Source organism: Streptomyces pyxinicus (assembly GCF_024753135.1).
Classification (GTDB): Bacteria; Actinomycetota; Actinomycetes; order Streptomycetales; family Streptomycetaceae; genus Streptomyces; species Streptomyces pyxinicus.
In genome coordinates, this window is sequence record NZ_JANUGP010000014.1 from 1 (window position 1) to 14,195 (window position 14,195).

Here is a 14,195-nt window from a genome sequence, read left to right on the forward strand (position 1 = left end):
TACGTGGTCGTCCTCCGCCACGTCGAGCAGCGTGACCCGTAGCGGCGGCTCGGCGGTCAGGTCGAAGGTGCCGCCGGCGGCGGCCGTCACCTCCCGCTCCAGGTCCGGCGCCGCGACCGCGCGCACCGCGAACGGCACCCGGCACTCCTCAGGGGCCAGAACCCGCTGGTACGGCTCCCCGTCCACCTCGGTGAACACCGTGCGCAGCACCTCGTGCCGGGCCACCACGTCGCCGAAGGCCGCATCCAGGGCCCGCGCGTCCACCGTGCCGCGCAGCCGCAGCGCGACCGGGAGGGTGTAGGTGTCGCTCGGCCCCTCCACCTGATGCAGGAACCACAGTCGCCGCTGGGCGTAGGACACCGGCAGCGGCACGGGACGCTCGGTGACCCGGGACGGCTCCGGGCGGGCGGACGCCGCGCGCTCGGCCAGCCGGGCGGCGAGCGCGGCGATCGTCCGGGTCTCGAAGACGTCCCGCACCGAGCAGGCGGTGCCCCCGTCGCGGACCAGGGCGGCGAGCCGGGTGGCGAGCAGTGAGTGCCCGCCCAGCGCGAAGAAGTCGTCGTCGGCGCCGACGCCGGACACGCCCAGCACCTCGGCGAACACGTCGGCCAGCCGCTCCTCGACCGCGCCGCGCGGGGGCCGGGAGGTCTCCCGCGCCGCGAGCACCGGGGCGGGGAGCGCGGCCCGGTCCAGCTTGCCGTTGACGTTCGTCGGCAGCACGTCCAGCGGTACGACGGCCGCCGGGACCATGTAGTCGGGCAGGTCGGCCGCCAGGTCGCGGCGCAGGGCGGCCGGGTCCGCCGTACCGGTGACGTACGCGACCAGACGGGGTGCGCCGGGGGCGTCCTCGCGGACCACGGCCGCGGCCGAGGTGACCCCGGGCCGTGCCGTCAACGCCTCCTCGATCTCGCCGAGTTCGATGCGGAAGCCGCGCAGCTTGACCTGGTCGTCGGCGCGTCCGAGGAACTCCAGCAGGCCGTCCGGACGCCACCGGGCCAGGTCGCCGGTGCGGTACATGCGGGTGCCGGGCGGCCCGTAGGGGTCGGCGGTGAACCGCTCCGCGGTCAGGGCGTACCGGCCCAGATAGCCGCGCGCGCCCTGCGCACCCGACAGGTACAGCTCGCCGGGCACCCCGGGCGGCACCGGACGCAGCCGCGCGTCCAGGACGTGGGCGCGGGTGTTGTCCAGGGGGCGGCCGACGACCGGGGTGGCGCTGTCGGTGACCCGGGCCATGAGCGCGTCCACCGTGAACTCGGTCGGACCGTAGTAGTTGACCGTCTCCACGCCGGGCACGGCGGCCAGTTCCGTCCACAGCGCGGGCGGTACCGCCTCGCCGCCGAGCAGGAACAGCGGCGGGCGCCAGGTGCCGGCCAGCAGACCGGCGTCGAGCAGCTGGCGGGCGTAGGACGGGGTGACGTCCAGCGTGTCGATACGGTGCTCACGCACATAGGCGACCACCGCGTCCGCGTCCCGGCGGCCGAACTCGTCCAGGACGTGCAGTTCGTGCCCGGCGACCAGCCACAGCAACTGCTCCCAGGAGGAGTCGAACGCGAACGACGCCGTGTGCAGCGCCCGTACCCGGCGGCCCAGCCGCTCGGCGACCGGCCGGTACAGGGCGCGCTCGTGGTCCCGGTACAGGTTCGTCAGCCCGGTGTGGTGCAGGCCGACCCCCTTGGGGCGGCCGGTCGAGCCCGAGGTGTAGATGACGTAGGCGAGGTGGCCGGGGCCCGCCGTACGGGGGACGGGCAGGTCCAGGGCCGTGGCGAGGCGGGCCGTGAACGCCGGCTCGTCCAGCGGCAGCCGTGCCACGCCCGGCAGTTCGGGCACCGAGTCGATGACCGCGCCCGCCGTCAGCACGCACACCGGTGCCGCGTCCCGGAGCATGAACTCCAGCCGGTGCGCCGGGTGGTCCAGGTCCAGCGGGAGGTAGGCGCCGCCCGCGCGCAGGACGGCGAACGCGGCCACCACCGAGTCGGCCGAGCGCGGCAGGGCCAGCGCCACCACCGTGTCCGGGCCGACGCCCTCGGCGGCCAGCACCCGCGCCAGCCGCTCCACCCGGTCGTCCAGGCCGGTGAAGCTCAGCCGCTGCGCACCGCAGACCACGGCCGTCGCCCCCGGCGTGTGCGCGGCGCGCTGGGTAAGCAGTTCCGCCACGGTCCCCACCGGCACCGGGCGGGCGGTGGCGTTCCACTCCGCGAGCCGCTCGCGCTCCGTGTCATCGAGCAGCGCGTACCCGGAGAGGGGCAGCGCGGGGTCGGTCACGGCCTGCGCGAGCAGACGCAGGAGGCGGTCCGTCAGCCGCTCGACCGTGGGCCGGTCGAAGAGGTCGGCGGCGAAGAACACCTCCAGGTCGAGATCGTCGGCGTGGGCCGTGTCGGAGAACGTGAAGTCGAGGTCGAACTTCGTGGTGCCGGGGTCGATCCGGTCCACCCGGGTGTCCCGGCCGAACAGCCGGCGCACGTCCTGGGTGACCGTGCTGTGCGACACCATCGTCTGGAAGAGGGGGTGCCGGGCCAGGCCGCGGTGCGGGTTGACGGCCTCGACCACCGTGTCGAAGGGCAGGTCGGCGTGGTCCAGGGCGGTGAGGTCCGTGGCCCGCACCCGCTGGAGGAGTTCGGCGAAGGTGGGGTCGCCGCTCAGATCGGCGCGCAGGACCAGGGTGTTGACGAAGAAGCCGACGAGGTCGTCCAGCGCGGTGTCGGTGCGTCCGGCGACCGGGGTGCCGAGGGGGATGTCGTCCCCGGCGCCGAGCCGGTGCAGCAGGGCGGCGACCGCCGCGTGCACCACCATGAACACACTGGTGCCGCTCTCCCGCGCCAACCGCCGTATTTCGATGGCCAGTTCAGAGGGGAGTTCGCGGTGCACCATGCCGCCCGCGTGGCTCGGTTCGGCCGGACGCGGCCGGTCGGCGGGCAGCGTCAGCTCCTCGGGCAGCCCCGCCAGCGCCTTGCGCCAGTGGTCCGCCTCACGGGCGGCCGGCGAGTCCCCGGTGCCGTCGAGGAGGGCGCGCTGCCAGAGGGCGAAGTCCGCGTACTGGACGGGCAGTTCGGGGAACTCCGGGGCGGTGCCCGAGATCCTCGCAGCGTAGGCCGTCTCCAGGTCGCGCAGGAACGGGCCCATGGACCACTCGTCGCTCGCGATGTGGTGCAGCAGCACCACCAGCGCCTGCGCCCCGGTCGCCGGATCGCACAACAGCGTGACCCGGACCGGCGGTTCGGCCGCCAGGTCGAAGAGATGGCCGAGCGCCCGCTCGCTCTCGGCGTCGAAGCGCTCCTCGGCCATCACCACGACCCGCAGCCGTACGTCCGCCCGCTCGGGCGCGAGCACCCGCTGGTACGGCTCCCCGCCCGTCTCGGCGAACACCGTGCGCAGCGTCTCGTGCCGGGCCACGACGTCACCCAGCGCCGCGTCCAGGGCGCCTGGGTCCAGGGGCTCGGTGAAGCGGGCCGTGAAGGGGATGTTGTAGGCCGCGCTCGGGCCCTGCATCTGGTGCAGGAACCACAGCCGCCGCTGGGCGTGCGACAGCGGCAGCAGCTCCGGGCGGACGCCGGCCGTCAGCGGCGGACGACCCACGCTGTCCCGGCCGGCCAGCCGCTCGGCCAGCCCGGCGGCCGTACGCGCCTCGAACACGTCACGGATGCCGCACTCGGCGCCCAGCGTGCCGCGCACCCGGGCGATCACCCGCGCGGCGAGCAGCGAGTGGCCGCCGAGGGTGAAGAAGTCGTCGTCGGGGCCGACCGACGGCAGCCCGAGCACGTCGGCGAGGATGCCGGTCAGGATCTCCTCCCGGGCACCGCGCGGGGCGCGGGCCCCGGCCGTGGTCAGCCCGGACAGGTCGGGGGCGGGCAGCGCGCGCCGGTCCACCTTGCCGTTGGCGGTCAGCGGGAAGGCGTCGAGGACCACCACGGCCGACGGGACCATGTACTCCGGCAGCCGTTCGGCCGCCCGTTCCCGCAGCGTGACCGGGTCCGGCGCCTGGCCGTCGCCCGCCGGGACGACGTAGCCGACGAGGTGCCGGCTGCCGGGCACGTCCTCGCGGACGACGGCCACCGCGCGGCCCACGGTCTCCGCCGCGCCCAGCACGCTCTCGATCTCGCCGAGTTCGATGCGGAAGCCGCGCAGCTTGACCTGGTCGTCGGCCCGGCCGAGATACTCGATCCGCCCGTCCGGGCGGCGCCGCACCAGGTCGCCGGTGCGGTACATCCGGGTGCCGGGCGGCCCGTAGGGGTCGGCCACGAACCGCTCGGCGGTCAGGGCGTACCGGCCCAGGTAGCCGCGCGCGAGCTGGGCGCCGGCCAGGTACAGCTCGCCGGCCCGGCCTGCCGGGGTGTGCCGCAGGGCGCCGTCGAGGACGTGGGCGCGGGTGTTCCAGAACGGGGTGCCGATGTCGGGCGTGCCCGTGTGGTCGGGCGCGAGGTCGCTGGAGGTGGCCCAGACGGTGGCCTCGGTCGGACCGTAGACGTTGGTGACCCGGCGGGCGGTGCGGGCCAGCCGCTCGGCCAGGTCCGCCGGGACCGCCTCGCCGCCGACCAGGACGGACGTCCCGACCAGCGCCGCCGGGGTGCCGTCGGCGAGCAGCGCGTGCCACAGCGACGGCGTCGCCTGCATCACCGCCGGCCGGTGGGCGTCCACCAGCGCGGCGAGCGCCGCCGGGTCGCGTACGGTGTCCCGGTCCGCGAGGACCACGGTGGCGCCGCTGATCAGCGGCGTCCACAGCTCCAGCGCCGCGATGTCGAAGGAGATCGTGGTGACCGCGACCAGGGTGTCACCGGGGGACAGGGCCAGCTCGTGCGCCTGCATCCGCAGGAAGTTGGCGAGCGCCGCGTGCGGCACCACCACGCCCTTGGGGCGGCCGGTGGAGCCGGAGGTGTGGATCACGTACGCCGGGTGCCCGCCGTCCAGCGGCGCGAGCCGCTCGGCGTCGGCGACCGGGCTGGCGGGCAGCGCGGCGAGGGCGGCCAGGGTGTCGGGCGCGTCGAGTACGAGGGTCTCGGTGCCCGGCACGTCCGGCGCGCTCGGCGCGGCGGCCAGGGTGGTCAGCACGCACACTGGGCGGGCGTCGCGCACCATGTGGTCCAGCCGGTCGGCCGGGTAGTCGAGGTCCAGCGGCAGATAGGCGCCGCCCGCCTTCAGGACCGCCAGCAGCGCGACCAGCAGGTCCTCGGTGCGGGGCAGCGCGATGCCGACGTAGGACTCGGGGCCGACGCCGCGCGCGATCAGCAGCCGGGCGATCCGGTTCGCGCGCTCGTCCAGCTCCGCGTAGGCCAGTTGACAGCCGCCCGCGATGACGGCGGTCGCGGCGGGCTGGGCGGCGGCCTGTTCGGCGACCGCGTCCACGACCGTCCCCGGCGGCACCTCGCGGGCGGTGGCGGCGGCCGCGTCGTCCAGGGCGCGCCGGGTCCGGTCGTCCACCAGCTCGGGGCCGCCCACCGGGGTGCCGGGTCCGGCGGCGGCGAGTTCGGTCAGGAAGCGGTGGAACTCGGCACAGCGCGCGGCGAGTTGGTCCGCGTCGTAGGCGAGCGGGTTGGCGTCCAGCTCGAAGCGGATGTGTCCGTGCGCCGCGTCGTGGTACAGGCCGAGGGTGAGGTCGTGTACGGGCCCGGCGGCGATGTTGCGCGCGGTGCCGGGCGCGCCCGCGAAGTCCAGGGCGTAGTCGAAGGCCTTGATGTTCACCATCGGGCCGAGCACGCCCTGCTCCCGGCCGACGAGTCCGAGGTCGCGCCGGATGTCCTCGGCCCGGTAGCGCTGGTGGGCGCGCAGGTCGCGGACCAGGCCCGCGACCTCGGCCGTCAGCTCGCCGATGCCGGCACCGGGCCGGACCGGGACCCGCAGCGGCAGTACGTTCACCACCATCGCCGGCACCCACAGCGCCGCCGAACCCAGCCGGGACATGGCCGGCATGGACAGCAGGACGTCCCGGGAGCCGGTCGAGCGGTGCAGGAACGCGGCGAACGCCGCCGTCACCACGTCCGCCCAACTCGCCCGCGCCGCCCGGCCGATGGCGTGCAGACCGGCCGTCGCCTCGGGGGTCAGCACGACGCCGTCGCGCAGGAAGGTCTGCGAGGCGGGGTGCGCGGCACCGGCCAGCAGTTCGGGCTCGGGCCGGTCGGCGAGCCGGGACGACCAGAACTCCCGGTCCTCGGCGACCTTTCCGGAATCCCGGTAGTCCCGCTCCTCGGCGACCACGTCGGCCAGCGGACGGAACGGCGTGGGCTCCGGCTCCGCGCCCCGGACCAGGGCCGTGTACACCTGGGCGACGCGCCGGGCGACCAGGGAGAAGGCGTAGGCGTCGAGCGCGATGTGGTGGGCGCGCTGGTACCACAGGGCGCGGTCCGGGCCGACCAGGTGCAGCGCGTACGCGAACAGCGGTTCGGTGGCCGGGTCGAGGGGACGGCTCATGTCGGCGCGCATCAGCTCCAGCGCCGCCGCGTCGGGGTCACCGGCGTCCCGGTGGTCCACCACCCGCAGCACCGGGCCCCCGGGCACCTCGCCGTGCGGTGCCAGGAGTTGCCAGGGCTCGCCCGCCTCGTCCTCCTCGAACCGCACCGTGAGCGCCTCGCACTCCCGGACCGTGCGGCACACGGCCTCCTCGAAGGCGGCGACCTCGACCGGACCGTTGATCTCCACGTACTGCCCGACGTTGTAGACCGGGGAGTCGGGGGCCAGCCGCTGGCCGTACCAGACTCCGGTCTGGGCTCCCGTGAGGGGGAGTCGCCGCTGGGCACGCTCGGTCATGGGTCTCGCTCCAGGGTGGGGCGCGGCGCGATGGGGCATCGTCCGCAGGGGAGGGGCAGGAGTGCGCGGCGCCGCGGGGTCCGTACGGCGCGGTGGGCGGGTGGGAACCGGGGCGGCCGCCCGAGGGAAGCCCTTTGTCGGCAGGGGACTTGGCGGCGGGGAGGTCCCGGCCGGCCCCGATGGGTCGGAGCCTCGGCCGGTCCCGGCAGGACGGGCCCTCGACCGGTCCTCCGGCGGGGACGGGCCGGAGGACCTAGCCGGCGGTGGCCGGGACGTCCCGCTCGGGACCGGTCCCGGACGGGCCCTCGACAGCGGCCTCACCGGCCCCGGCGCCGGCAAGGGGACCGGCGTCGGTATCGGGACCGGTCCCGGTCTCGTCCTCGTCGCCCGGGAGGGTGGCCCGGCGCAGGCCCGGCACCAGGACGGCGGCCAGCACCGCGGCGACGGCGCACACCGCGCCGTTGACGACGGCCGCGCCGGCCGGGTTGAACCAGCGGGCCACCAGGGCCACTTCGGCGTCGCCGAGGACGTTGCCGGTGGTGCCCTGCGCGGTGACGACGCTGACCACGCGTCCGCGCAGCCGGTCCGGGGTGTTGTGCTGGACCAGGGCGTATTCGAGGATCTCGTAGACCGTGCCGGCGGCGCCGCCGACGGCCAGCATCAGTACGGCGATCCAGACGCTGTGGCTCAAGCCGAAGCCGATGGTGGCCAGGCCGCCGGTGAGCGCGGCGGTGAGCAGCAGCCGGCCGGGCCGCCGGTGCCGGACGACCCAGCCACTGGTGGCGGAGACGAGCACGGCGCCCACGGCCGGGGCGGTGTAGAGCAGGCCGAGGATCACGTCGCCGCCGCCGAAGCGGGTGGCGACCAGTTCCGGGAAGAGCACCACCGGCAGGTTGAACAGGACGGTGATCCCGCCGAGGCCGAGCAGTGCCCCCACCACGCGGTTGCGCAGCGCGAACTTGAAGGCCACGAGCGGGGAGCCGCCGTCCTCGCCGCTCTCGTCCGCGTCGTCGTCCGCGTCCGCGACCGGCGGCAGCGGCCGTACCCGCAGGATGAGCAGCGTGGTCACGGCGGTGGTGACGGCGGTGAAGGTGAACACCGGGCCGGGGCCGCCCGCGGCGAGCAGCACACCGCCGAGCAGCGGGGCGGAGATGGAGCCGATCTCACCGGTGAGGGAGATCAGCGCGCCGGCCGCCGGGAGCTGGTCGGGGCGTACCAGGGTGGGCGCCACCGCCATCAGGGCCGTGACGCTCACGCCGGTGGCGAGTCCGTCCAGGGCGACACAGCCGTAGATCCCCCACAGGCTGGGGTCGGCCAGGAACGCGTTGACCGCGAGTCCCGCGAAGGCCACCGCGGCGGACGCCCGTGCTCGCACGATGAGCCGTCTGCGGTCCGTGCGGTCGGCCATCCAGCCGCCCCACAGCGAGCCGAGCAGCACCGTCACGCTCATGATCATGCTGGCGACGGCGACGCTGAAGGTCGACTCGGTCAGGTCGTACACCTGCGCGGACAGGGCGACGGTCGCCATGCCGAGGCCGAACAGGGACACCACGCGGGCGACGAAGATGGCCCTGAAGTCCCTGCTGGTGCGCAGGGGTTCGATGTCGACCAGCAGGTCACGCGCCCGCACGGGGCGCTCCGGCGGGATCGAGGAGCGTGGCCCAGTCGGTCAGGGTCGGGCGCTCGGCGAGTTCGGCGAAGCCGACCTCCGCGCCGTCGGCCCGCCACCCCTCCACGAGCGTCATCATCCGGACGGAGTCCAGTCCCTGGTCGAACACGTTCTCGTCGACGGCCACCTCCTCGGCCTGGACGTAGAGCAGTCCGGCGAGGTCGTCGCGCAGGCGGTCGAGGGTGAAGGGCTGCGGTCTGGATACGTCGGTCATGGGTCTTCCTCTCCTGATCGATGTTTTTTCGTGGTGAGTTAGGTAAGCCTTACCTAACAATCATTCCTCGGTCGGGTCAAGTTCGGGACCGTGCGGCCAGGCCGGCCGGACGCATGTCGGTCCAGTGCTCGTCCACGTAGGCGAGGCAGCCCTGCCGGGAGTCCTCGCCGTGCGCGGCGGTCCAGCCCGCGGGCACCTCGGCGAACGCGGGCCACAGTGAGTGCTGGTCCTCGTCGTTGACGAGGACCAGGTAGCGGGCGTCGTCGTCCTCGAAGGGGTTGGTCGCGGGCATGGGTGATCTCCTCGTGGGGGTGGTGGGTGCGCGTGCGGATGCGTGCGGGTGTGCGGGGGAGGGTCTCGCACCGCCGCACACCGGACATTCACTTAGGTAAGGCTTGCCTAAAATTGCCCAAAGTCGGGTAGGTGTCAAGCCTGGTGGGGGCGCGTGGGCCGCGATGACCGAAGGGGGCGGCGGGGCGCACGCGGCTGTGCCGCTCGTGCCGCCCGCCACCGCAACGCGGCCCCTGGGCGGGGTCGTTGTCCGTCGCCGCCGCGGACGTTACCCGACGGCGCGCTCGGTCCGCTCCCGGACGTACGCGCCCGGGGTCCGGTCGAAGTGCCGCCGGAAGGCCAGGATGAAGCCGTTCGCACTGACGAAGCCGACCCGCGCCGCCACGGCTCCGACCTGGTGTCCCTCGGCCAGCAGGGCCAGGGAGTGGTTGAGCCGCGCCCGGGTGCGCCACTCCGAGAAGGACAGGCCGGTCTCCACCCGGAACGCCCTGCGCAGGCTGGTGGAGCTGGTGTACAGCGCCTCGGCCCACTCGGTCGCCGTCCGCGGGTCGCCCGGGTCGCGCAGCAGCGCCACGGCCACCGCGCGGGCCGCCGTGCTCGCGGGCCGGGGCAGCGGCAGCCGCTGCTCGTCACCGGCCAGTTCGGTGAAGACCGCGGCGTCCTCGGGCACGGCTCCCGAACTGCGCATCCGGGTCAGCAGCAGGCGGCGCCTGACCTCGCCGACGTGCACGACCGTCGCCCGCGTGTACGGCAGCGGGTACCGCTCCGCGTCGAAGGTCTCGCTGACCACCAGTGAGTCCGGCTCGAAGCGCGCGCTGTGCGGCACGCCCGCCGGCAGCCACAGGCCCACCGCCGGTGACAGCACGTGGTCCGTCTCCCGTGCCGTCACCACGATCCGGCCCAGCGGGACATACAGGAACTGGTGGAAGTCGTGCACGTGTGTGGGGTGGCCCTCGGTCGTGACGCCCGCGTCGTCCGCTCGTTCCGCCCGTCTGTGTCCCGGCTCCTCCGGGTCCGCGTGCTCCGTCTGCTTCGTCCGAACCGCACTCTGTGTCACGAGATCCCCCAGGTCTGCGGGGCCGGAAGACCGACCCCTGAATTCGAGGCCTGTGCCTCTGCGTTGTATTGACGCCAGGCAAGGTAAGGGTAACCTAACCTGCCGTACAACTCGTGAGGAGCAGAAGAAACCATGACATCCACGTCCCCGCCGGTGGCGACGTCGCCCCCGCCGGCCAGGACCCGCTTCTCCCGGGGCGCCGCCTGCCTGCTGCTGGCGGCGGTCGCGGTGGCGGCGACCCTGATCGCGAGCGTCGGCCTGGGCTCACGCCACATCTCCCCGCTCGACATCGTGCACATCCTGCTCCACCCGAACGGCGACGCGTACAACTCCCATGTGCTGTGGTCCGAGCGCATCCCGCGGACCTTCCTCGGGCTCCTCGTCGGCGCGGCGCTGGGCGCCGCCGGAATGATCATGCAGGCGCTGACCATGAACCCGCTGTCCGAGCCCGGCCTCCTCGGCATCGAGCAGGGCGCGGCCATGGCGGTCGTCGTCGGCATCCTCTACCTCGGAGTCACCGACCTCCAGGGCTACTTCTGGATGGCGCTGATCGGCGCCGCGCTCAGCGCCGTCCTGGTCTATCTCATCGGCACCCGTACCAACACCGGCAGTTCCACCATCGGCCTGATCCTGGCCGGGGTCGCGCTGGCCGCCGTGATGTCCTCACTGATCACGCTGATGGTCGTGCGCGACGACGCCGCCTTCGCCCATCTGCGGTTCTGGTCGGTCGGCCAACTCACCGGCCGCGCCGCGGTCCTGGACGACGTGCTGCCGTTCGCCGCCGTCGGACTGCTGCTCGCGCTGCCGCTGGGCCGCACCCTCAACATCCTCAGCCTCGGCGACGAGACCGCCCGCGGACTCGGCGTCCCCGTCGAACGCGCGCGCCTCGCCGCCGCGGCCGTCGCCGTCCTGCTGTGCGCCGCCGCCACCGCCGCCACCGGACCCGTCGCCTTCGTCGGACTCGTCGCCCCGCACTGCGCCCGCATGCTGGCCGGACCCGACCACCGCTGGTCGCTGCCGCTGTCCATGGCGCTCGGCGCCGTCCTGCTCACCGGCGCCGACACCGCCGGCCGCCTGATCATCGACCACGGCGAGATCCAGGTCGGCGTCATGACCGCGGCCGTCGGCACCCCCTTCTTCGTGTGGCTGGCCCGCCGCCGCGACCTGGTACGGGTGTGATGGCGACCGCGATCCGCAAGACCCCGCCCGCGCCCACCGTCTCCCCCCAGGCCACCGCCGCCCGGCTGCGCGCCCGGCGCCGCGCGCACAACCTGAGGACGGCCGCCGTCACCGCCGTACTCCTGGTACTGCTGCTCGGCCTCACCGCCGCCTCGGTGCTGCTCGGCGGAGTCGCCCACATCGACGCCGCCGACGTGCTGCCCGCCGCCCTCGGCCTGCGCACCGGGCTCGCCGACTACCTCATCTTCCAACTCCGCATGCCCCGCGCCCTCGCCGCGCTGCTGTCCGGCGCCCTGTTCGGCCTCGCCGGCGCCCTCTACCAGCGGCTCGTCCGCAACCCGCTGGCCACCCCGGACATCGTCGGCATCTCGGCCGGCGCCGGCGCGGGTGCCGCCACCGTGCTGCTGCTCGCCCCCGCCGCCTTCGCCTCCGGCCCGCCGCTGGCCGCGCTCGCCGGCGCCTTCACCCTGCTCGGCGCCGTGTACGCGCTCAGCTACCGGGGCGGTGTCGACACCTACCGGCTGGTCCTGGTCGGCATCGGGCTGAGCGCCGTGTGCACCGCCTACACCAACTACCTCTTCACCATCGCCGACCAGGACGACCTCGCCGTGGTGATGCGCTGGCTGATCGGCAGCACCAACGGCGCCGACTGGCCGGGTGTGCGCACCCTCGCCCTCGGCCTCGCCGGATGCCTGGCCTGCACCGCGCTGCTGCACCGGCCGCTGTCCGGCATGGCCCTCGGCGACCAGCTCGCCACCGGCCTCGGCACCCGGGTCCGGCCGGCCCGCGCCGCCGCCCTGCTGGTCGGCGCCGCCGCGGCGGCCCTCGCCACCAGCGTCGTCGGACCGATCGGCTTCGTCTCGCTGATCAGCGGCCCCATCGCCGGCTGGCTGGTCGGCGGCGAACGCGCCATCGCCCTCGCCCCGCTGGTCGGCGCGGTGATCGTCATCGGCGCCGACGTCCTCGCCCAGAACGCCCCCCTGATCAGCCCGGTGCCCACCGGGGTCCTCACCGCGCTGCTCGGCGCGCCCTACTTCGTCTGGCTGATCCTTCGGCGCAGGCAGGGAGCCGTCTCGTGAACGAACAGACCGTCACCACCGGCCCGCACGCGCTGGAGGCGCGCGGCATCACCGCCGGATACGGCGACACCCCCGTCATCGAGGAACTGTCGCTGACCGTCGAGACCGGGCGGGTCACCGCACTCGTCGGCCCGAACGCCTGCGGCAAGTCCACGCTGCTGAAGTCCATCGCCCGGCTGCTGCCCGTCGCCGCCGGCTCGGTGCTGCTCGACGGAGCGGACATCCACTCCCTGCGCACCCGGGACGTGGCCCGCCGGCTCGGCATCCTGCCGCAGTCCCCGATCGCGCCCGAGTCCATCACCGTCGGCGACCTGGTGTGGCGGGGCCGCCACCCGCACCGCCGGTTCGGGCAGCGCCGTACCGAGGCCGACGACCTGCTGATCGCCGAGGCCCTCGCGGCCACCGGCACCGCCGAGCTGACCGACCGCCCGGTCGACGCCCTGTCCGGCGGCCAGCGCCAGCGGGTGTGGATCGCGCTCGCCCTGGCCCAGGACACCCCGACCCTGCTCCTCGACGAGCCCACCACCTATCTGGACATCGCGCACCAGATCGAGGTGCTGGACCTGCTGGCCGACCTCAACGAACGCACCGGCAAGACCATCGTCCTCGTCTCCCACGACCTCAACCAGGCCGCCCTGTACGCGCACACGATCGTCGCCATGCGCGACGGCCGGATCGTGCGCCAGGGCCCGCCGGCAGATGTGCTCGACGAACGCACCGTGGCCGAGGTCTTCGGCCTGGACTGCGTCGTCGTGCCCCACCCCCGCACCGACCGGCCCCAGATCTTCCCGCTGGGCAGCCGCCACCTCATCCAGGAGAACAGAACGTGAACCGCCTTCCCAGACCAGCCGGCCGCCGCGGCGCCGTACGCACCCTCCTCGCCGTCGCCGCGGCCCTGGCCCTCGCCAGTGGCTGCTCGGGGTCCGGGGACGACAAGCCCGAGTCCAAGTCCGGCGCCGCCGACGCCGGTTCCGCGGCCTTCCCCGTCAAGCTCGGCAACGCCTGGGGCACCACCGAGGTCGCCAAGAAGCCGGTCCGGGTCGCCACCGTCTCCGACGGTGACACCGACATCGCCCTCGCCCTCGGCATCGTCCCGGTCATCACCCCGGACGCCGAGGACGGCGGCCCCGTCCCCGAGTACAAGCAGCAGGCCATCGAGAAGCTCGGGAAGACCGAGCTCAAGACGTACGACGACACCGACGGCACCGACTACGAGGCCATCGCCGAAGCCGCCCCGGACGTCATCCTCGGCGTCAACACCTGGTCGATGAACACCGACTACGCCAAGCTCAAGCCCATCGCCCCCGTCGTCACCTACGCCGACAAGAAGGACGCCGACACCCTCACCTGGCAGGACCGCCTGAAGACCGCCGCCAAGGCGCTCGGCATGACCGGCAAGGCCGAGCAGATCATCGCCGCCAACGAGAAGGCGTTCGGCGACGCGGCCAAGGCGCACCCGGAGTTCAAGGGCAAGACGTACACCTACGCGGTCGTCCACCCCGAGCAGATCACCTACGCCTCCTACGCCGACCAGGACCCGGGCGTCTTCGAGGGACTCGGCCTCACCAAGGCCCCCAACGCCAAGAAGTACAGCGCGAGCAAGAACGCCGTCAGCCTGGAGAACCTCGACCAACTGGAGGCCGACGTCCTGCTGGTCACCTACCCGTTCGGCGACAACGGCCTGGTGTCCGCCTCCGAACTGGGGAAGAACAAGCTCTTCAAGTCCCTCAAGGTGGTCAAGGGCAAGCACTACGCCGTCGTGCCGTCCGAGAACACCCTCGCCTCCGCCGTCGCCTACCCGGACGCGCTCAGCTCGCCCTGGGTCGCGAAGAAGCTGACGCCGATCCTCGCCGACGCCGTCGCCGGCAAGTAGCACCCGCGCCACCCGCCGGTGGACACCCGAACCGGCGGCCGGGCCCCCTCCCGGGGCCCGGCCGCCGGGCGGTGCCGTGCCCACCGGCCGCACCCGCG

9 protein-coding genes are annotated in these 14,195 nt (G+C 74.2%); 4 read left to right on the forward strand and 5 right to left on the reverse strand.

Features of this window, described 5'->3' with window-relative positions; translation table 11 throughout:
- From NX794_RS19300 to NX794_RS19320, 5 genes are all read right to left on the reverse strand, one after another.
- Positions 1-6,735, reverse strand: a 6,735-nt coding sequence (locus NX794_RS19300; protein ID WP_258779825.1) for a non-ribosomal peptide synthetase, incomplete at its 3' end; no start/stop codon positions are given.
- A gap of 253 nt (positions 6,736-6,988) precedes the next feature.
- Positions 6,989-8,365, reverse strand: coding sequence for an enterobactin transporter EntS (entS, locus tag NX794_RS19305; protein WP_258779826.1), 1,377 nt, complete (start codon positions 8,363-8,365; stop codon positions 6,989-6,991).
- Positions 8,352-8,618 (reverse strand): phosphopantetheine-binding protein, encoded by a 267-nt coding sequence (locus NX794_RS19310; protein WP_258779827.1) that lies wholly within the window; start codon positions 8,616-8,618, stop codon positions 8,352-8,354. Before NX794_RS19310 ends, entS begins: the two co-directional genes overlap by 14 nt.
- A 76-nt stretch (positions 8,619-8,694) precedes the next feature.
- The gene (locus NX794_RS19315) at positions 8,695-8,910 is read right to left on the reverse strand and encodes an MbtH family protein (protein ID WP_258779828.1); all 216 of its coding nucleotides are present in this window, start codon (positions 8,908-8,910) and stop codon (positions 8,695-8,697) included.
- A 267-nt stretch (positions 8,911-9,177) separates the two neighbouring features.
- Complete coding sequence (locus NX794_RS19320; RefSeq protein ID WP_428985929.1) at positions 9,178-9,846, reverse strand: helix-turn-helix transcriptional regulator; 669 nt, start codon at positions 9,844-9,846, stop codon at positions 9,178-9,180.
- 252 nt (positions 9,847-10,098) lie between these two features.
- Here NX794_RS19320 and NX794_RS19325 point away from each other — a divergent pair, with 252 nt between their 5' ends.
- From NX794_RS19325 to NX794_RS19340, 4 genes are read left to right on the forward strand one after another with little or no spacing between them, the layout of a single operon-like run.
- The gene (locus tag NX794_RS19325; protein WP_258779830.1) at positions 10,099-11,145 is read left to right on the forward strand and encodes a FecCD family ABC transporter permease; all 1,047 of its coding nucleotides are present in this window, start codon (positions 10,099-10,101) and stop codon (positions 11,143-11,145) included.
- Positions 11,145-12,224, forward strand: a complete 1,080-nt coding sequence (locus NX794_RS19330; RefSeq protein ID WP_258779831.1) for a FecCD family ABC transporter permease — start codon at positions 11,145-11,147, stop codon at positions 12,222-12,224. Before NX794_RS19325 ends, NX794_RS19330 begins: the two co-directional genes overlap by 1 nt.
- Positions 12,221-13,054, forward strand: coding sequence for an ABC transporter ATP-binding protein (locus tag NX794_RS19335; protein ID WP_258779832.1), 834 nt, complete (start codon positions 12,221-12,223; stop codon positions 13,052-13,054). The genes NX794_RS19330 and NX794_RS19335 overlap by 4 nt, the downstream gene beginning before the upstream one ends.
- Positions 13,051-14,097 carry an ABC transporter substrate-binding protein gene (locus NX794_RS19340; protein WP_258779833.1) on the forward strand — a complete coding sequence of 349 codons (1,047 nt, stop codon included), beginning with the start codon at positions 13,051-13,053 and terminating at the stop codon, positions 14,095-14,097. The genes NX794_RS19335 and NX794_RS19340 overlap by 4 nt, the downstream gene beginning before the upstream one ends.
- Positions 14,098-14,195: the final 98 nt, after the last annotated feature.